Source organism: Marinomonas sp. 63XJN7_7_ISO-PGPR-S23-202 (genome assembly GCF_056173505.1).
Map to the genome: position 1 here is coordinate 3,852,254 of NZ_CM149677.1, position 20,384 is coordinate 3,872,637.

Genomic DNA, 20,384 nt, shown 5'->3' on the forward strand with positions numbered 1-20,384 from the left:
GTCGTTCGGTTTTACTAAACAACACAAATAAGATCCAATCAGATGAAAATCACACTACAACAAATCCGAGTGTTTTCCGCTGTGGCTCGCCACGGTAATTTAACCACTGCGGCAGACATTCTTTGCCTTAGCAAAGGTGCCCTATCTCAATCACTGCAGCAACTTGAAAGCCATTTAGATACCCCTTTGTTTGATCGCGTTCACCCAAGGCTGCAACTCAATCAACAAGGTAAACGCTTATTACCCATGGCTGACGAATTAATTGAACGGGCAGGCGAAATCGAGCACACCTTTGGCAAACACACAGATAACCTAGGAGCCCTTCACATTGGTGCCAGCCAAACAATCGGGAATTATTTGTTACCCCTCTTGTTAGCAGAGCAAGGTATCGAGCAACAACAGGAAACCAAAGTTACCATCACCAACAGCCAAACCTTATGCCAAATGCTACTCAACTTCGAATTAGACATGGCATTAATTGAAGGACAACACGGCTATCAAGAACTCGCCACAACACAGTGGATTCAAGATACTATGCTACTGATTTGCTCAGCAGAGCATCCTTTAGCACAAGAAACATCGCTAACACTCAATGACCTAAACGATCAAGATTGGGTGTTGCGAGAAACGGCCTCTGGTAGCCGACAGCAATTCGAACGACGTATTCGCCCATCCCTGACTAATATCACATCTGTCTTGGAGCTAAGTAGTTTGGAGTCCGTACTATTAGCGGTAGAACGAGGCTTAGGAATCAGCTTTATCTCCAACCTCGCAGCGAAAGACAAACTAGCAATAGGACGAATTCATAAAATAAACATCGAGCAAAATTTTCCCCGTCAATTACACCTTGTCTGGCATAAACAAAAATACTTAACGGGGCGATTACAGCAGTTCAGTCAATTTTTAAAAGACTGGGGGGAACATCACAACCTGTCATAATGTTATAGAAACAGCCTTGTCATGATTGATTCAATTAATGGTGATAAAGGGCAACTATTCATGCTGACGATTAAAATAAATTTATCATATAGCGCTTTCTCTTCTTCCCCAATAAGCACATACTCATCTCGTTACATAACCCCGTAACACAGCCCTTAGGTTGGCTCAAAGCGACTGCAGGTTTATTGAGTGATGACAAATGGTGACTATCATGAGTAAGGGTCAAGACAGCAAAAAGAACGCTAAGAAAAAGCCTCTTTTAACAGCAAAAGAAAAAAAAGCGGCTAAGAACACTAAGAAAAACGAAACCAGTATCTTAGGTAGTAAATAAGAGTCAAAAGGCCATCACAATCCTGTGATGGCCTTTGTTATATCATGCTAATCAGCACTCACACAGGTATCTTATCCTCGAAATGAGAGTAATAAAATATCTTTGATTTTCCGGTCTATTTCTATTTCTGCAGTCTCAAAATCCACTTTCTCAACTAGATACAAAAAAGGCTGAACAGCACGCAATTTTTTCACTGCCTGGGGGTCATCACTCAGTAGCACCGACACATATGAAAAAGCATCATAATAAGCAAAAGCCTGTTTTTTTAGTGCATTCAAATAGGAGTCAACCGCTTCATCGCCAAATACCTGTTTAATCGCCATAACCGAGCCATAAACAGTAGCGCCTTCATACAATGCATTCGTCTCAGCGCCTGCTTTCCCCACAGGATTCAAGCCACGAACCATTTCTTGAATCACGTCAGCAAGTAGCATTACATCATTGGTGAAGCTTCTCGCAGGTATTTGAATTTTATATTGGTAAGGAGCCTTATCATTTTCGAACAACAGCACAGGTTTAGCCGAGTTATCATCGATTTCAAAGCCCACAAACTCTACTTGGGAAGGCGCTTTGCCAAATAAAAATTCAACCGCTGGCAACCAAGCCGTACGTAATTTTTCTAACTGTTCAATCTGTACCGATTTTGACTCAGTCACAACCTCTTCCTTCTTCAAACTTTTAAACTTTTATACAATGGGCGCCATCAACTTGGCTGACACCTTAGATGAGCAGAACCTTATCACATACACAAGATTTCGGCAGTTGAAATTGTCCCACGGTCTCACCCTACTACGAAGCATCAGAAGCCAATGACATAAGCCATTCATTTGCCACTATTGGGGGGTCTCCTCCTCAAGAGTGAACCGCCGCCACGACAGACAGTCATAACCCAAGAAACTACCTTAACTGGCTATCTTTACTACCAGCACGGTTATATAAAGAAGAGCGACCTTTCTTCTCCTGTTCGGACTGACACGCTATACACAAGCGGACGCCAAGAATCGCCTTGCGCCGTTTCTCAGGTATCACAGCATCACACTCTTCACAATGGGTCAAACTCTCTCCTTTGGGCAGGCTTTGCTTAGCACGCTCAACTTCAGAATCTACCGTTGCATCTATTTGATCTTGTACTGCGCCATCTTGCGCCCACCCACTGGCCATGATAACTCCCCTTACGAACGTACCTTGATGAATATCTTACCGCCCTTTTCCCACGACAAGATAGGGGCATTCACACTATCACCATCAAAAAAATGGCCATATAATACATATTTATGACACCATTTTTACACCAACCTTTCCCCTTTCGTTCGACTAACCACACAAGAATACATAAATGAAACATAATACACTTAGAATTCACTGCATATGCTCGTTGTCCTCTCTCATAAAAATGCTCTCGATAATTATTAAGCAGTTGCGGATCGTCAATAAACAGGGGAAATAGAATGAAAAAAACACTTTTAGTGGTTAGCTTAGGCAGCCTCAGTATAACGACTGTTTATGCAGGGGGGATGGACCGCTCAGGTCAGCCCATTACAGCCCTGTTTGAAAAAGGAACCTATTTAGAGCTCAACGCTTATACCGTTAAACCCAATATCTCTGGTTCTTTGGGTCCTCTCCACTCTGGTGATGTCAGCAAACGCTTTACACAATTTGGCGGCGCTTATAAACAAGATCTTTCAAACGACTGGTCGATGGCAATCATAGTCGATCAACCCTATGGCGCCGATCTCCGCTACCCATCAGGGACGGGGTATCCACTTGCAGGAACCACCGCCTCGGTAGACTCGGTGGAAGTAAGCGGTATCTTGCGCTACAAAATTAATACGCCTTTTTCGGTCTACGCAGGCGCACGAAATCTTACCTCCAAGGGGAAAGTACATTTACCCAGTGCAACCTACTCGATGAAGACCGACACTCAAAACGATTGGGGCTACTTAGTAGGGGTAGCCTACGAAATCCCTGACATTGCCCTACGAGCCGCACTGACCTATAACTCACCAATCAAGATCCACTTTCAAAATAATGAGGCCATCACAAGCCATTCGCTGGCCGCCGAAACACCGCTTAATGTCACCATGCCAAAATCCGTCAATTTTGACTTTCAAACGGGCATCACTCCCACCACATTATTACTGTTTTCAGCACGCTGGGTGGAATGGAAAAAAACGCAAATTACCCCCAAGTTTTACACGACCTATGTCAAACCTGGAGAAAATATCGTTGATTACGGTGAAAATACGATTTCTTATCGCTTAGGCATTGGTCAAAAACTCACAGACACCTTGTCTGGTTCCTTAGCGGTGGCCTATGAAAAATCGTCCGGTAATATCGTCAGCAACCTTTCCCCAACCGATGGCTATAAAGCCTTAATTGCCGGACTGAAATATCAAGCAACACCAAGTACGGCCATTGCGGCAGGAGTCAGCTATTCATGGATTGGTGATGCCAAAACCAGCCTATCGGGAAACGACACCAAATTCGATAATAATCACGCCACGGGATTGGGGTTAAAAGTGTCCCATCATTTCTAAATACACTCACGTTAGATTTATGAAAAGACCTCAGGCAAGGTCTTTTTTTGCTTCACGATCGGCCATCACCAAGACCACGCCACCGACGATAAAAAAGACCATTAAAGACAATACGCCGAGCGAATACCCTGTAAACTGCAGGCCAGCGAACGCGAGTACATGCCCCTTCATAAAATAAGTAAACAGCGCAATCAAAGCGGGCCCTAAAATGGCGGCGAACTTACCAAAGATATTAAAAAAGCCAAAGAATTCCGCCGATTGCTCAGGCGGAATCAAAGAGCCAAAATACGATCGACTCAAAGACTGAACGCCACCCTGCGCGGTGCCAATCAACACCGCCAGTAGAATAAAAGCACCATTAATCCAAGACGACGGCATAGATTCCATCAAAGCGGCTACGAGGGTAATCACCCCATAAGTAGCAATGCCAAACAAAATCATGGTGCGCGTTCCAAGGGACTCTGACAGACGACCATACAACAAGGTACTGGGCCAAGCGATAATCTGAATAGCTAATACAATCAGCACTAAATCCACTTGTCCCATGGTCGAGTTTTTCATACCAAAATCCATCGCCATCACAATGATGGTATCGACCCCATCAATATAAAGAAAATAGCCAATTAAAAAGAGATAAATCGCTCGTTGTTGTTTGATTTTTGCCACTGTCTGCGCCAGTCGACGCCAAGTATCTTTTAAAGGGGTTGCAGAGGGTGGAATACCGTATTTTTGTTCGACGTTCTTTAACAATGGCACAGTGAAAATAAGCCACCAAACAGCGGTAATCAAAAACGCCGAGGCAAATCCCATCATCGTAATGCCATCATCATTTTTGAAAAAGGCAAAAATAATACCTAGGGTGATAACAAACGGAATGGTCGAACCAATGTAGCCCCATGCAAACCCTGCTGCAGACACTTTATCCAAACGATTTTTGGGTGAAACATCCAACAAAAAGGCATTATAAAAAATATTCGCCCCAGCAAACCCCAACATAGCAATATTGTAAATTACCGCCGCTAACAACCACTGAGTATCCCCCACTAACATCATGGCAGTAACACTGATAATCCCTAAAAAGGCAAACACACTAAATAGCTTTTTCTTATTCCCTTGGTAGTCGGCAAAGGTGCCAAGCAAAGGTGAAATAATAGCAATCAATAAAAATGCGACCGCATTAATCAAACCAATAGCGGTGGTACTGTCTTCTGGTGCAAGGCCCGCACGCTGACTGATGGTATTAAAAAAAATCGTATAAATCGTCGTCGAGATGATTAACGAAAAAGCCGAGTTACCGACATCATAGACAACCCAACTACGCTCCGTTTTTGTAAAAGCATTGGACACAATATGACTCCCTTAAAAGGATGACAGACCTTTAGAAAACGACAAAACATGTCGACCACCTCATGTACTACAACAAGAGAGTGACTTTTTTGTGTCAGCAAACAGACGACTCAAGCCATCAACAACTCCATCACCCCTCTTTTTTATGCTGAATCCTTGTCATAAATCAAATCATTCTATGACCAGCAGGGCCACAATAGCATCAAAGATCACGAAAAAACATGTGGCCTAAATATACAAAGAGGTAAACATCATGAGTAGTACATTCTATATACCTGCTGTAAACATCATGGGCGAAAACGCGCTTAACGATGCCGTCAAACAGATTCAAGCATTAGGCTTTACACAAGCATTGATAGTGACAGATCCAGGCATGACCAAATTGGGCGTGACAACCGAAATCAAAACCCTTCTGCAAGAACAAGGGGTACAAAGCTTGGTGTACGATGGTGTTCAACCTAACCCAACAGTCGAGAATGTGAATGCTGGTCTTGATGTTTTGCATACGCACCAATGTGACTGTGTTATCTCTCTCGGCGGTGGCTCTGCTCATGACTGTGCCAAAGGCATCGCACTGGTTGCGACAAATGGCGGCCACATTAGTGACTATGAAGGCGTGGACGTTTCTAAAAAGCCACAACTACCATTAATCAGTATCAATACCACCGCAGGCACCGCCTCTGAAATGACACGCTTCTGTATCATTACAGACCAAGAACGCCATATAAAAATGGCCATTGTCGATCAAAATGTTACACCAATCCTATCGGTTAACGACCCGAGATTAATGGCGGGAATGCCCTCAGCTCTTACCGCAGCAACGGGGATGGATGCCTTAACCCATGCCATTGAAGCCTACGTCTCTACCGCAGCCGATCCGATTACTGACGCTTGCGCCATTAAGGCCATTGAACTCATCCGTGACAACCTACACGAAGCGGTTCACAACGGATCTAATATGGAAGCTCGCACTCAAATGGCTTATGCACAGTTTCTAGCGGGGATGGCCTTTAATAATGCCTCTTTGGGCTATGTACACGCCATGGCGCACCAACTTGGTGGATTCTATGACCTGCCACACGGTGTTTGTAACGCTGTTTTATTACCCCATGTGCAACGCTACAACAGCCAAGTGGCGGCCCCTCGTCTGAAAGACGTTGCGAAAGCTCTAGGTGTGGAAGTTCAAGGAATGAGTGACAAAGAAGGCGCGGATGAAGCCATTGCTGCCATCGTCAAATTATCTCAGAGCGTGAATATCCCTGCAGGCTTAAAAGAGCTAGGTGCGAAAGAAGAAGACTTTGCTACACTGGCAAGCAATGCGATGAAAGACGCTTGCGGATTCACCAACCCAATTCAACCAAGCCATGAAGATGTCGTCGCCATCTTCAAATCGGCTTTCTAACCCAACCGCGACGAAACCACAGGCCTTGTAGCCCATCTACAAGGCCTTTTTTTCAAAATTTGATATGTACTTTATCCAGTAAAGCAAATAGCTGTTTCCAAGCACCGAAAGCCTTTCCTATTAAGCATACGAAGAATCGCTTTTTAGGTAGCGCGCCTCATTTTTCAGGATAAAATTCAGCGATTACTTAACAAAATACCACCGCCCATAGTGATAAATAAACCACCCGTCACTTTAGATATTTTGGTTTCCATGTTCTTCAAAGAGAAGCGTTTTCCTAATCGAGCCATGCCAAAAGCGTAAGCGATGTGGACGCAGGTAACAATAGCGCAGATGGTGACAAACATAACGGAAAACTGTTGGTAGGCAGGCAAATCAAGCGTTAAAAACTGAGGTAAAAAAGCCGATAAAAAGATCAATGTTTTGGGATTACTCGCCGATACCAAAAAGGCTTCAACAAAAAGCGCCCCACCGGCTTTCTTGTGAGTGACGTTGGTATCCAATGCATCAAACGCTGACTTTTTGTTCGCCCTAATCGCCTTGATACCAAGATAGATCAAATAAGTTCCACCCATGATTTTCATCACCAAAAACCAAGTGGGTAACGTTTGCAGGAGAGCACCCACCCCCAATGCTACAAGACAGACAATAAGAAACTGACAAGAGAGGTTACCCAAAATGGTAATAAAAGCCGACTTCCAACCAAACTGAATGCTGTTTTTAAGCACCAATAATACGTTCGGACCAGGAGAAAGCGTGGTCACTAAATACGCCAAGAAAAACACCGTCCATATGTGAAATTCCATCATTCATCCCTCTCTATAGATAAAAATCCGCTAAAAATATAAAACCCAGACTGACAGGGTAAAATAAGGCACCATGACCGACATAATCGTGGTCATGATCCACTATTTACTGATCACCCAAATAGACCATTCAATTTAGCATATTGCAATAACATAATGGTTTTCCCATCTCTGATCTCACCCGAATCCACCATATCGCAAGCCTGTTTAAAGTCCAACTCCAGCACGTCGATGTTTTCTTGCTCGTGCTCAAGACCACCGCCTTCCGATACTTTCATATCGTCCGAGTATTCCGCCACAAAAAAATACAACAACTCCGTTACAGCACCAGGGGACATATAGGCTTCAAACACCTTCTTCACCTTGTCCACTTTAAAACCAGTTTCTTCTTGGGTTTCCCGCTTGATACAGTCTTCTGGATTATCCTGATCTAAAAGCCCAGCACAGGTTTCGATCAACATCCCATCAGTATTACCATTCAAATAGGTCGGTATCCGAAACTGACTCGTCAGAATCACGCTTCTTTTCTTCAGGTTATAAAGCAAAATTGTCGCCCCATTGCCCCGATCGTAGACTTCACGCTCTTGCCGTTGCCACTGCCCTCGCTGATTCTGCAAGTCAAACGACACCTTATTTAAGGTGTACCAGTTATCAGATAAAAGCGTTTTTTCTAGATTACGAATAGTCACACCCATAATTTTCCCTTTCGTTTATACAATAGATACCAGATGAGATTGATAACATAAAAAATTAGCTTTGTAGCCAGACTGACACCACCAAGGGCTAAACAAAAAATAAGAAAATCACCCAAAAAACCAGATACTTCAGCAGGTTTTATCTAAAAAATATCATATAGAGATTTTACTATTCGTTAAGTAGAGAGTAAGTTAATGACTCCCATTCTCTTTAACGCTTTGCCTGACTTAAGTGGACGGCCCAATAGAGTACAATAACGGTGATTTATGAGCGAGCCACATCCAACAGAAGAGTTTGAGCAAGAGCTGTTTTCGCTCATTCATCGGTTGCTACCTGTTGATGGCATCCGTTTTTTTATCTATGTGCCATGGGCACAATTAAAGCAGGAACTCAGTTCAGACCACGACCTTGATGACATGATGGAAGATTATCCAAAGAAATATTGGTCCATTGATCCCATGCATCCCTCTCATTATGAGGATGCTGATCACACTGTTATTTGTAATTCTCAACTTATGAGCCATGAAGAATGGTCGCAAACCGAAATTCTCAATAAGTTCTACCGCCCAAATGGCTATTTCCACAACTGTGATATGTTTTTCCGACAAAAAGATCGCATTGTCGCGATTCTATCCATGGTACGTAAAAAGCCTGCTTCGCCCTTTACAGACGCAGAAATGGATCTGCTTCGCCACACCCAACCCTTTATCGAATATTGCTTGGCGAAGATGTATATCTCTGAACGAGCGCATAACCGCTCAAGTTTAATTGACGAATACCATCTCACGGCCCGCGAAGTTGATGTTATCGAAATTGCCCTCACAGGAGTCAGCAATAAGGTTCTCTGCCGACATTTGGGGATATCATTACCCACCCTTAGAACCCACATGCAACGCATCTATAGCAAATTAGATGTTCATTCGAATGCAGAACTGATCTCGAAACTCGCCAAATACGCCCTCTAAGCTCTTAGACAGAGGGAAGAAAATCACAGGTTAGTTACACTCACCATCTTTACTCAAAGGTCTGAAAAAGCAGCTTCGACGAAACGAAGTTGCGCGACTCTATGGCGTTTCAGGGTCAGTAGAAGAATGTAGTGGTCTAATAAAATCGGCATACCCAACCCCCTTGGATCCCACGCCTTCGCGGGGATGACGGTGATCAGTCGTTTCGACGCGACGAAGTTGCGCGACTCTATGGCGTTTCAGAGTCCGTCAAAAAATCCCTTTCTCACATCTAAAGAAACAATCCATGCCTTACGTTAAATAGCGTTTAGAGAAAGTGTGTCGTATACAAAGCCGATCACACGCTTCTCGTTAAAACAGATCTTTTGGTTACTTTTGTATCGTTTGACAAAAGTTACACGCTCAACAGAGCGGAAAAAAGGTCATGAATGCCAAGCCATTGAGAGAATACCGAACTTACTCGCAAACCCAAAAACAACCCCATCCAGCTTCCCCTTGGCAAGGGGAAGAGCATGAGAGTCTGACTAAAGTCAAACCTACCCCTCTCCCTCGCCTTCAAAGACACAAGGGAAGGGAATCTCCACCAATACAGCGGCATCTTCGTAAGAAGCAAAATAACAACTACGTCATTTGACGTATCCCCCTGGGTCATTCTGCGAATACATTTCTTGACGATTTCTATAGATACTGACTTGGCTTACTTAATTTGATTCAAGCCGTGTTGAACACGGTATTTAGATCATTAGCTCTCTCAAACGACAAGCCCATTAGAAGGAAGACTCGAACATGAAAATGAAGACGTTAGTTTCCGCTATAGCCTTAACTGGGGCGACGCTGATCGCCCTGCCATCGTTGGCCGCCGATACGATTAAGGTCGGGGTGTTGCATTCGCTTTCTGGCACCATGGCGATTTCTGAAAGCACACTAAAAGATACCGTGTTAATGCTGATCAAGGAGCAAAATGCCAAAGGTGGTTTGCTGGGTAAGAAACTTGTTCCTGTGGTTGTAGATCCCGCTTCTAACTGGCCATTGTTTGCGGAAAAAGCCCGCGAGTTAATCAGTAAGGACCATGTAAGTGTGATCTTCGGTTGCTGGACGTCGGTCTCCCGTAAATCAGTGCTGCCAGTATTAGAAGAACTCAATGGTTTGATGTTCTACCCGGTGCAATTCGAAGGGGAAGAGTCTTCTAAAAATATTTTCTACACTGGCGCCGCGCCAAATCAGCAAGCGATTCCTGCGGTAAATTACCTAATAAACGATTTGGGTGTGAAACGTTTCGTTCTTGCTGGTACAGATTACGTTTATCCTCGTACCACCAATAAAATTCTTGAAGCCTATTTAAAATCGAAAGGCATTCCGGCTAAAGACATTATGGTCAATTACACCCCATTTGGTCAGTCTGATTGGCAGTCTATCGTTTCTCAGATCAAAAAATTCGGTAGCCAAGGAGTAAAAACAGCCGTTATTTCCACCATCAATGGTGACGCAAACGTGCCTTTCTATAAAGAGTTAGCGAACCAAGGGATTTCCTCTGAAGACATTCCTGTGGTTGCCTTCTCCGTGGGAGAACAGGAACTGTCTGGCATCGATACCAAACCCTTGGTGGGGCATTTAGCGGCATGGAACTATTTTGAAAGCGTTGATACGCCAGAGAATGAGAAATTTATTAAAGAATGGAAAGCCTATAAACACGACCCAAATGCCGTTACCAACGACCCAATGGAAGCTACTTATATTGGCTTTAATATGTGGGTCGATGCCGTGAAAAAAGCCGGTACGACGAATGTCGATGCGGTGGAAAAAGCCATGATTGGTCAGAAGTTTCCAAACTTAACAGGCGGCATGGCAGTGATGGGCAAAAACCATTACCTCAGCAAACCAGTTCTGATTGGCGAAATTCAAGACGATGGTCAATTCGAAACCGTCTGGCAGACAGATAAAACCGTCCCTGGAGACGCTTGGTCCAACTATTTACCAAGCTCTAAAAACATCATTGCGGATTGGACCTCGCCAATTAACTGTGGCCATTACAACACAGTCACCAAGCAATGTTCTGGCGGAAACTGATCATTCGTCATTGGATATGACCTATTGAATGAATGCATTTGACCTTCCTCGGTTAATGTTGGCTCTCTTCTAAGCGGTTAGCAGAGAGCCCTTTTTCCTCACGGTACGAAGTCATTGCTACATCCTATTCATCTCGATCTTTTTGCCCCTTCATAACCATTCCATGGAGTATCGCTTTGAGACATTTACTTGCCTTTTGCTGTTGCCTTTTTGGGTTGTTGGCCCCACTGGCGCAAGGCGCTGAATCTAATACAACCGCCAATCAACCACCAGCAAACATCGCCCCTTTGGTGCTTGATTTGACTCAAGCAAAACTCAATAAGTTATTGCCCATCCTGAAACAACTAGAAGCTGTCAGTGATGAATCCATGGTGCCACTGTTCCATGCCATGATGAATGGTGATTTGTACTTTATTAAAGCCAATCGTCAGCTTGTTGTCGCAACAGAAGAGTCGGGACAACGTCTTTACAAAGGTTTATACAGCCATGTCATGATGCCCAGTATCAGTGAAGACGACCTGAAAAAAATACGCGTTAATAATCGCTTGCGCGGGTATTTGCGTAATGCCATTGCACGAGTGCATTTAACCGCCGCTTCTCCAGACGTCAGAGAAGCAGCGGTACGCGAGCTATTGGCCCATTTGGATAAAGATACGATCGCCACACTGGAGCGCTTGTATCCGAATGAGCCCAATAAAAAGGTGAAAGAGACAATGGGCTTGGCCTTAGCCATGAATACCGCATCGCAAACCAACCTCCCTGACTCAACACGTATCGCCGCCATTGACCGTTTGTCCACCAGCTTGGAAAACGATGTACGTAATAAGCTGACGACCTTAACCTATCAAGATAATCCTGCCATTAAGAGCGCCGCTCAAACGGCACTTAAACACATTGCCCAACGAGTGGAACGCTTTAACTTTTTAAACCAATTATTCTTTGGTCTGAGCCTTGGTTCTGTCTTGTTGCTAGCCTCCATTGGCCTAGCGATTACCTTTGGTGTCATGGGAGTCATTAATATGGCCCACGGCGAGATGATCATGCTTGGCGCTTACACCACCTATGTAGTGCAATTGATGATGCCAAATTACATTGACTATTCTATCTGGGTGGCGATCCCTGCAGCCTTTTTGGTATCGGGATCGGTCGGCGTATTAATCGAGCGATTGGTGATTCGTCATCTTCATGGCCGTCCATTGGAAACCTTACTGGCAACCTTTGGTATCAGCTTGATTCTGCAACAGCTGGTGCGCACAATTTTCTCTCCCTTAAACCGTCAAGTGTCCTCACCCAGCTGGATGAGCGGCTCTTGGGAAATCAATCCAGTGTTTTCCCTTACACTAAACCGTTTGTACATTTTGGCTTTTTCACTTTTGGTGTTTCTTGTTCTGGTGATGGTGCTGAAGAAAACCTCATTGGGTTTAAACGTTCGAGCGGTATCACAAAACCGTAATATGGCAAAAGCCATGGGAGTTCGGACCGCCTGGGTGGATGCCATGACATTCGGCTTAGGTTCCGGTATCGCCGGCATTGCGGGCGTGGCCTTAAGCCAACTGACCAACGTCGGGCCAAATTTAGGACAAGACTACATCATCAACTCTTTTATGGTGGTGGTGTTTGGCGGAGTCGGCAACTTGCTGGGCACCTTGGTGGCGGCTTTTTCGCTGGGGATTGCCACCAAGTTCTTAGAACCCGTCACAGGTGCAGTATTGTCTGCCATTTTAGTACTGGTGTTCATTATTCTCTTTATTCAAAAACGTCCTAAAGGACTCTTTCCACAAAAAGGGAGGGCCGCAGAATGAGCCGCCTTAGTCAGTATTTTTCCGCTGGACGTACCTCTGGCAAGCACACCATGCCGTTTGTGGTGATCTTGTTGGCGCTCACCGCCTTTGCTTGTTTGTCTAACTTATTACTGCCTGCGGACTCTGTCTTCTATGTGAGTACTTACTCCATTACCTTGCTGGGTAAGTATCTGTGCTATGCCATGCTGGCATTGGCTGTGGATATTATCTGGGGTTATTGCGGAATATTAAGTTTAGGCCACGGCGCCTTTTTCGCCTTGGGCGGTTACGCCATGGGGATGTATTTAATGCGCCAAATTGGTGACCGTGGAGTGTATGGCAACCCTAACCTACCCGATTTTATGATCTTCCTGGGTTGGAAGCAGTTACCTTGGTTCTGGCACGGCATGGATCACTTTTGGCTTGCCATGATCATGGTAGTGCTCGTCCCTGGCCTATTAGCGTTTGTGTTCGGTTGGCTGGCGTTTCGTTCCCGTGTGACGGGCGTCTATTTGTCCATCATGACACAAGCACTGACGTATGCGTTGATGCTGGCTTTCTTTCGTAACGAGATGGGCTTTGGTGGCAATAATGGCTTAACAGATTTTAAAGACATCCTTGGTTTTGATCTGCAATCGGATCATACCCGTGTGGCACTCTTTGCCATTACGGGCGTCATTCTGGCCTTGCTGTTTGTCATTAGCCAAAAAATCCTCTCCTCCCGTTTTGGCAAAGTCATTCTAGCCATTCGCGATGCCGAGGCGCGCTCGCGTTTTATTGGCTATCGAACAGATCATTATAAAGTGTGGTTGTTTGTCTTCTCCGCAGTCATTGCGGGGATTGCCGGAGCGTTATACGTGCCACAAGTGGGCATTATTAACCCGGGCGAATTCTCTCCCATCAACTCCATTGAAATGGTCATTTGGGTAGCAGTAGGCGGTCGAGGCACCTTGATTGGAGCGATCATTGGTGCTCTATTAGTCAATTATGCGAAAACCCGCTTTACCGCCATTATGCCGGATGCTTGGCTGTTCGCTCTGGGAGCAATGTTTGTGCTCGTCACCTTGTATTTACCCAAAGGACTGGTAGGCGTATACGCACAACTTATGAGTAAACGCGGCTCAAAAACGCCACCAACCCCACCCGCCAACACCACCGCATCTGTCAAGGAGTCTAACGCATGAGAGCGATTGATAACGCTGTAGGCAGCTTACGTGAGACGTTTCGCCCCGATCAAGTGTGGCCGTTTCTTGCCCCAGAAAACAACAAAGTGAATGTGGACAAGAATATCATTCTCTATGTAGAAGGTTTGAACCTGAGTTTTGATGGCTTTAAAGCCCTCAATAACCTTAACCTCTATGTGAACGATGGTGAATTGCGCTGCTTGATCGGCGCCAATGGAGCCGGCAAAACCACCTTGATGGATGTGATCACGGGCAAAACCCAATGCGACAGTGGCACAGTGTATTTTGGTCAAACCCAAAACTTGCTGAGCAAAGACGAAGCGCAAATAGCCCAACTCGGTATCGGTCGTAAATTCCAAAAACCCACGGTATTTGAAGAGCAAACCGTATTCGATAATTTGGAACTATCACTGAAAACCGATAAACGTGTGCTACCGACCCTGTTTTCCCGTTTAACTCCCACGCAAATAGATCGTATTGATGAGGTGTTAAAAATCATCGGCTTAGCGCAGCAACGCTTTATGCTGGCTGGCGCTTTATCTCATGGGCAAAAACAGTGGCTAGAAATCGGCATGTTATTGGCGTCTGATCCCAGACTTTTGCTGATTGACGAACCCGTCGCGGGCATGACACCACAGGAAACCGAGCGTACGGCTGAGCTACTAACTTCCCTTGCAGGCGAGCGCACCGTCATTGTCGTCGAGCACGATATGGAATTTGTGCGCAGCATCGCACGAACAGTAACGGTCCTACATCAGGGCTCGGTACTGGCTGAAGGCACGATGGATCAAATTCAAAACAACAAAGATGTGATTGAGGTCTACCTTGGCGAAAGTGAAGGCAGCACAGCGACAGGAGAAGAAGTATGATATCCATTAACAATGTCGATCAATTATACGGTGGCACACAAATCCTCTGGGGGCTGGATTTAACAATCAAACCGGGCTCTATTACCTGCATCATGGGCCGCAACGGTGTCGGAAAAACCACACTACTTAAAGCCATTATGGGATTACTACCCATCCAAAGTGGCGAAATCACCATGGATGGTGAGGTGTTAAATAAGCAGAGTGCTGAAAAACGCGCCTACGCGGGCATAGGCTATGTGCCACAGGGTCGCGATATTTTCCCCATGCTCACCGTAGAAGAAAACCTGCGCATTGGTTTGCCCGTTCGCAGCAAGCGCGCTAAAGATTCTCTACAAGGAACACTACAAGATAGTCCAAAGGACATCCCTGATAAAATTTTTGAGCTTTTTCCGGTGTTAAAAGACATGCTGCATCGCCGTGGTGGCGATTTGTCCGGTGGCCAGCAACAGCAACTTGCCATCGGTCGAGCCTTAGTAATTGAACCCAAAGTACTGATTCTAGACGAACCTAACGAAGGGATTCAGCCAAACATTGTAAAGCAAATTGGTGATGTCATTCTCAAGCTCAATAAAGAGGAAAACCTCACCGTTATTCTGGTGGAGCAGAAGCTAGGCTTTGCAAAACGTGTTGGTAAAGAGTTCCGTTTAATGGAAAAAGGTCGTATTGTCGCGTCTGATGATATGGACAAACTTGATGAGAAACTGATAAAACAGTATCTCGCCGTGTGAAAATTTTATTTCATACCCCATGTTTGCAAAGACTAGACCTGCAATATCCAAAACATTAGGGAATCGATGAACAACACACATAATCTTGCCTTGGTGGATGAAACCGCTCTCCAAGATGGAACCGATCCCCAAGGCAATACATCACCAGTTACAGGGCCAGGTAAGCAAGCCTCATCTTGGCATGCTTTTTTAACCTTAGGGCTAGCCAAAACCGCCCGTGGTACAGTGCTGAAAACCTGTGATCACCAAGGCCCGCTTTATGTTCAAAAACCCTTTTACCCTGAAGGCCCAGCAGTCGCCCATATTTACCTGCTGCATCCTCCTGGCGGTATGGTCTCGGGAGATCGCTTAACCATCACCGCCCACCTCGCGGAAAACACCCACACGCTCATCACCACGCCAGGTGCTGGGCGTGCTTATCGTGCCCGTGAAGACAAAACCCTACAGCATCAAACCGTTGAGTTGAACGTTGCTCACAACAGCACCATGGAATGGTTGCCTCATGAGACGATTCTTTACCCAAACGCCCATGTTCGCCTAGAAAACCGTATTAATCTCACCGGTAATGCAACCTTCATTGGCTGGGAAATTACCTGTTTCGGCTTACCAGCGAACCAAGAAACCTTTGAAGCTGGCCACGCCGAGCAAGGCTTGCAGATTTATCAAAATGGTCGCCTAAAAGTACGTGAACGACTCGTTATTGACGACCAGAGCCGAGAGATATTCACAGCGAAAGCAGGGCTAGACAACAAACCAGTAAATGGCCTGATGATTGCAGGCCCTTTTGACCAAAAGCACAATTATGATGAACTCATCGATGCGTTACGTGGCTTGTGCCAAGCCCATCCTGCATTAAGCGGCGCGACCCTGGTTGACGACTTTATCATGGTGCGTTGTATTCATCATGATAGCGAACAGGTAAAACAATTGTTCACCCAATGCTGGCATTTCCTTCGCCCAGCTTTGATTAATAAAGAGGCCTGTGAACCGAGAATTTGGGCAACTTAACACTCCTCCCCCTTTTTAAGGGGGAGGCAGGAAGGGGGTTAAAGCAAATACCTCACCTTGACCCTCTTAGTAAGGGTTAAGAAATTAACAACTAATAACGAAAGACAGAAAAAGGCATTTAAGATGGAATTACTCCCAAGAGAAAAAGACAAACTTCTTGTTTTCACCGCTGCTCTGCTTGCCGAACGTCGCTTAAACCGTGGTTTGAAACTGAATTACCCTGAAGCCATGGCTTACATCACCATGGAAATCATTGAAGGCGCGCGCGATGGTAAAACCGTTGCTGAGCTAATGAGCTATGGCAAGACTTTATTAAGTGCCGATCAAGTGATGGACGGTGTGGTGGATTTGATTCATGAGGTTCAGGTGGAAGCCACCTTCCCTGATGGAACAAAACTAGTCACTGTTCACAACCCAATCAACTAGGTTCTTTTTTAAAAGGAAAGCATCATGATTCCAGGTGAAATACAAGTTGCTAAAGGGGACATTGAGCTCAATGTTGGCCGTAAAACCATCAAAGTTCGTGTCGAAAATACTGGAGACCGCCCTGTTCAAATTGGCTCCCATTACCACTTCTACGAAGTTAATCCCGCTCTCTCTTTTGATCGTGAGTCTGCCAAAGGCTTTCGACTCAACATCGCTTCGGGCACTGCCATTCGCTTTGAACCAGGCCAAGGCCGGGAAGTGGAATTGGTGGAATACGCAGGTACCAAAACCATCTACGGTTTTCGTGCTGATGTCATGGGCACTTTGGTAGGAGCAGAATAATGGCAAAGATGGATAGACAAAGTTACGCCCAAATGTTCGGCCCCACCACGGGAGATCGTGTGCGTTTAGGGGATACTGACCTTTGGATTCAAGTGGAAAAAGATTTCACCACCTATGGTGATGAAGTGAAATTTGGCGGTGGTAAAGTCATCCGAGATGGTATGGGACAGAGCCAGGCCACCAATGACATCGCCGTAGATCTGGTCATCACCAATGCTCTAGTGCTAGACCACTGGGGTATTGTAAAAGGCGATGTTGGCATCAAAGAAGGCCGTATTGTCAAAGTTGGCAAAGCGGGGAATCCAGATGTTCAGGACAATGTAGACATTGTGGTTGGGCCAGGGACGGAAGTGATTGCTGGGGAAGGCTCAATACTCACCGCAGGTGGCATCGATGCACACATTCACTTCATTTGTCCGCAGCAAATTGAAGAAGCGCTAACCTCTGGCGTCACAACCATGTTCGGCGGTGGTACAGGTCCTGCGACAGGCACTAATGCAACTACTTGTACACCAGGGCCTTGGTACATAGGTAAAATGCTACAATCCACAGACAGCATGCCCATGAACCTAGGCTTCCTCGGCAAAGGCAACGCTAGTTTACCAGAAGCTTTAGAAGAACAACTTGAAGCAGGCGCCTTTGGTTTAAAACTTCACGAAGACTGGGGAACCACACCCGCGTCCATTGATTGCTGTTTAAGTGTCGCGGAAAAATACGATGTACAAGTGGCAATACATACTGACACCTTAAACGAGTCCGGCTTTGTAGACAGCACCATTGGAGCCTTTAAAGATCGTGTGATTCACACTTATCATACCGAAGGCGCAGGTGGTGGACACGCACCAGACATTATCCAAGCGTGCTCTAACCCCAATGTTTTGCCTTCCTCCACCAACCCAACTCGACCCTACACACGCAATACCGTGGATGAGCATTTGGATATGTTGATGGTGTGTCACCATTTGGACAGCAATATTCCAGAAGATGTAGCCTTTGCCGATTCTCGTATTCGTAAAGAAACCATTGCTGCCGAAGACATTCTTCATGACCGGGGGGCGTTCAGTATGATTTCGTCTGACTCCCAAGCCATGGGCCGTGTTGGCGAAGTGATTACTCGCACATGGCAAACCGCTCATAAGATGAAACAGCAATTTGGTTTGCTACCAGAAGATGAAGAGCTGGGAGCGGATAACTTCCGTGCTCGTCGTTATATTTCCAAGTACACCATTAATCCTGCTATAGCCCATGGCGTCAGTCACGAAGTGGGCTCCATCGAACCGGGAAAATTAGCGGACTTGGTGTTATGGAAACCCGCGTTCTTTGGTGTCAAACCGTCGATGATTATTAAAGGCGGCATGATTGCCAGTGCGCCGATGGGTGACCCAAATGCGTCTATTCCAACACCACAACCCGTTCACTACCGCCCAATGTTTGGCTCATTTGGCAAAGCTGCAGCAGCGACTTCTGTGACCTTTGTTTCCAAAGCGGCACTGAATAATGGACTAAAAGAAAAACTGGGGCTGGATCGTACCTTAGTGGCCTGCCAAAACACCCGCAGTATTTCCAAACTGGACATGGTGCATAACGATTGGTTGCCCAATATTACGGTCGACCCACAAACCTATGAAGTCCGTGCCGATGGGGAGTTGCTGACCTGTGAGCCTGCTGAGGTGTTACCACTTGCTCAACTCTATTGCTTATTCTAGGAACGTCTATTTAAAGGAACACAAGATGCTGAATATTTACGAACGCTTAGGCACACACTGCCACGATGAAGTCTACACCAAAGTCATTTTGACCCACGAGCAACGAGATCGTGGTCGCTTAAAGCTAGTAGGCGAAAATGGCGAAGACATTCGAGTTTTTCTAGAACGCGGCAAACCGCTCCAAGTTGGGGAGTTTCTCAAATCTGAATGCAACAAAATAGTGCAGATAGAAGGTGCCGTTGAAGACGTAGCCCACGCAAGCTGCGACGACTGGGAAGCCTTTTCCAAAGCTTGCTATCACCTTGGTAATCGTCATACCAAAATCCAAATTGGCGAACGTTGGTTACGCATTAAGCCAGACCATGTATTAGAAGAAATGTTACACATGCTGGGGTTGGTGATTAGCCATGAGGAGGCGGTGTTTATCCCTGAGTCTGGAGCCTATAGCCATGGTCATCACCACCACGGATAGCCGTGTTCTGCGCCTCTTGCAGTTAAGCAGTGTCAGTCTGCCAGTGGGTGGCTATGCGTTTTCTCAAGGTATGGAATACGCCATTGACCAAGGTTGGGTCAAGCGCAAAGCGGATGTGTCCAACTGGATCAGTTTGCAGCTTCAGCAATCGGTTGCTCGTGTGGATTTACCTATTTTACGACTCTGCATGGTAGCCGCGAGAGAACAAGACATACCACGTTTGCTGGAATTGAATGACTTAGCCTTGGCCTGTCGTGAAACCAAAGAGCTGCGCTTAAACGATACCGCCATGGGCGAAGCACTGGCTCGATTAATGCGCAGCCTTCAGATTGAAATCCCCTTTGTTCGTTTGGAAGACATCAGCTTTGTCACTTTATTTGCCATTGCCGCGAACCATTGGCAGATCGATTCCGACCTAGCGGCAGTGGGATTTACCTGGTCTTGGCTAGAAAATCAAGTGGCTGCTGCGACTAAGCTGGTTCCTCTTGGACAAACCCAAGCACAAGAACTGCTTGGCGAGCTACAGACGGATATCAATGAGGCCATCGCACACGGGAAAAACATTGAGGAAGACAGAATTGGGGCTGGCTTACCAGCCATTGCCATCGCCAGTTCGCTTCACGAAACACAATATTCACGGCTGTTTCGTTCTTAACCTCCTCCTAACCTGCTCGATGAGGGAGAGGAACTGGGAATTTCAGGTCTGAGAGAGATCGTTCCCTCCCTTTTTTAAGGGGAGGGCTAGGGTGGGGTTTTAGAACAAACAGGCTATTTATTA

20 protein-coding genes are annotated in these 20,384 nt (G+C 45.7%); 15 read left to right on the top strand and 5 right to left on the bottom strand.

Features of this window, described 5'->3' with window-relative positions; translation table 11 throughout:
- Positions 1–42 precede the first annotated feature (42 nt).
- Entirely contained in the window at positions 43–939 is an 897-nt protein-coding gene (locus tag AC0VYG_RS17870; protein ID WP_475429270.1) for a LysR substrate-binding domain-containing protein, read from the top strand.
- A 402-nt stretch (positions 940–1,341) separates the two neighbouring features.
- Here the strand turns inward: AC0VYG_RS17870 and AC0VYG_RS17875 are convergent, their stop codons facing one another.
- Positions 1,342–1,926, bottom strand: a complete 585-nt coding sequence (locus AC0VYG_RS17875) for a hypothetical protein (RefSeq protein ID WP_475429271.1) — start codon at positions 1,924–1,926, stop codon at positions 1,342–1,344.
- 241 nt (positions 1,927–2,167) lie between these two features.
- On the bottom strand, positions 2,168–2,431 hold the full coding sequence (locus AC0VYG_RS17880; protein WP_475429272.1) for a DksA/TraR family C4-type zinc finger protein: 264 nt from the start codon (positions 2,429–2,431) through the stop codon (positions 2,168–2,170).
- A 287-nt stretch (positions 2,432–2,718) separates the two neighbouring features.
- Between AC0VYG_RS17880 and AC0VYG_RS17885 the strand changes: the two genes are divergently transcribed.
- Entirely contained in the window at positions 2,719–3,807 is a 1,089-nt protein-coding gene (locus AC0VYG_RS17885; RefSeq protein WP_475429273.1) for an OmpP1/FadL family transporter, read from the top strand.
- Positions 3,808–3,837: 30 nt separating this feature from the next.
- Here the strand turns inward: AC0VYG_RS17885 and AC0VYG_RS17890 are convergent, their stop codons facing one another.
- Positions 3,838–5,154: an MFS transporter gene (locus AC0VYG_RS17890; RefSeq protein ID WP_475429274.1), complete on the bottom strand. Its 1,317-nt coding sequence runs from the start codon at positions 5,152–5,154 to the stop codon at positions 3,838–3,840.
- 253 nt (positions 5,155–5,407) lie between these two features.
- Between AC0VYG_RS17890 and yiaY the strand changes: the two genes are divergently transcribed.
- Positions 5,408–6,556 (top strand): L-threonine dehydrogenase, encoded by a 1,149-nt coding sequence (gene yiaY / locus AC0VYG_RS17895; protein ID WP_475429275.1) that lies wholly within the window; start codon positions 5,408–5,410, stop codon positions 6,554–6,556.
- 176 nt (positions 6,557–6,732) lie between these two features.
- Here the strand turns inward: yiaY and AC0VYG_RS17900 are convergent, their stop codons facing one another.
- Both AC0VYG_RS17900 and nudK read right to left on the bottom strand, forming a co-directional pair.
- Complete coding sequence (locus tag AC0VYG_RS17900) at positions 6,733–7,365, bottom strand: LysE family translocator (protein ID WP_475429276.1); 633 nt, start codon at positions 7,363–7,365, stop codon at positions 6,733–6,735.
- A gap of 110 nt (positions 7,366–7,475) precedes the next feature.
- Entirely contained in the window at positions 7,476–8,057 is a 582-nt protein-coding gene (gene nudK / locus AC0VYG_RS17905) for a GDP-mannose pyrophosphatase NudK (RefSeq protein WP_475429277.1), read from the bottom strand.
- Between the two features lie 267 nt (positions 8,058–8,324).
- Here nudK and AC0VYG_RS17910 point away from each other — a divergent pair, with 267 nt between their 5' ends.
- From AC0VYG_RS17910 to AC0VYG_RS17965, 12 genes are all read left to right on the top strand, one after another.
- Entirely contained in the window at positions 8,325–9,023 is a 699-nt protein-coding gene (locus AC0VYG_RS17910) for a helix-turn-helix transcriptional regulator (RefSeq protein ID WP_475429278.1), read from the top strand.
- A gap of 786 nt (positions 9,024–9,809) precedes the next feature.
- Positions 9,810–11,090 carry an urea ABC transporter substrate-binding protein gene (gene urtA, locus AC0VYG_RS17915; RefSeq protein ID WP_475429279.1) on the top strand — a complete coding sequence of 427 codons (1,281 nt, stop codon included), beginning with the start codon at positions 9,810–9,812 and terminating at the stop codon, positions 11,088–11,090.
- 176 nt (positions 11,091–11,266) lie between these two features.
- Entirely contained in the window at positions 11,267–12,892 is a 1,626-nt protein-coding gene (gene urtB, locus AC0VYG_RS17920) for an urea ABC transporter permease subunit UrtB (protein WP_475429280.1), read from the top strand.
- Entirely contained in the window at positions 12,889–14,055 is a 1,167-nt protein-coding gene (urtC, locus tag AC0VYG_RS17925) for an urea ABC transporter permease subunit UrtC (RefSeq protein WP_475429281.1), read from the top strand. Before urtB ends, urtC begins: the two co-directional genes overlap by 4 nt.
- Positions 14,052–14,924, top strand: a complete 873-nt coding sequence (urtD, locus tag AC0VYG_RS17930; RefSeq protein ID WP_475429282.1) for an urea ABC transporter ATP-binding protein UrtD — start codon at positions 14,052–14,054, stop codon at positions 14,922–14,924. Before urtC ends, urtD begins: the two co-directional genes overlap by 4 nt.
- Complete coding sequence (gene urtE / locus AC0VYG_RS17935; protein WP_475429283.1) at positions 14,921–15,652, top strand: urea ABC transporter ATP-binding subunit UrtE; 732 nt, start codon at positions 14,921–14,923, stop codon at positions 15,650–15,652. Before urtD ends, urtE begins: the two co-directional genes overlap by 4 nt.
- 66 nt (positions 15,653–15,718) lie before the next feature.
- Positions 15,719–16,660, top strand: coding sequence for an urease accessory protein UreD (locus AC0VYG_RS17940; RefSeq protein ID WP_475429284.1), 942 nt, complete (start codon positions 15,719–15,721; stop codon positions 16,658–16,660).
- A 123-nt stretch (positions 16,661–16,783) separates the two neighbouring features.
- Positions 16,784–17,086, top strand: coding sequence for an urease subunit gamma (locus AC0VYG_RS17945; protein WP_067013674.1), 303 nt, complete (start codon positions 16,784–16,786; stop codon positions 17,084–17,086).
- 24 nt (positions 17,087–17,110) lie between these two features.
- On the top strand, positions 17,111–17,428 hold the full coding sequence (locus AC0VYG_RS17950; protein ID WP_475429285.1) for an urease subunit beta: 318 nt from the start codon (positions 17,111–17,113) through the stop codon (positions 17,426–17,428).
- Positions 17,428–19,134 (top strand): urease subunit alpha, encoded by a 1,707-nt coding sequence (ureC, locus tag AC0VYG_RS17955; protein WP_475429286.1) that lies wholly within the window; start codon positions 17,428–17,430, stop codon positions 19,132–19,134. Before AC0VYG_RS17950 ends, ureC begins: the two co-directional genes overlap by 1 nt.
- A 25-nt stretch (positions 19,135–19,159) precedes the next feature.
- Positions 19,160–19,606, top strand: coding sequence for an urease accessory protein UreE (gene ureE, locus AC0VYG_RS17960; RefSeq protein ID WP_475429287.1), 447 nt, complete (start codon positions 19,160–19,162; stop codon positions 19,604–19,606).
- On the top strand, positions 19,584–20,261 hold the full coding sequence (locus AC0VYG_RS17965; RefSeq protein WP_475429288.1) for an urease accessory protein UreF: 678 nt from the start codon (positions 19,584–19,586) through the stop codon (positions 20,259–20,261). The genes ureE and AC0VYG_RS17965 overlap by 23 nt, the downstream gene beginning before the upstream one ends.
- The last annotated feature ends 123 nt before the right edge of the window (positions 20,262–20,384 follow it).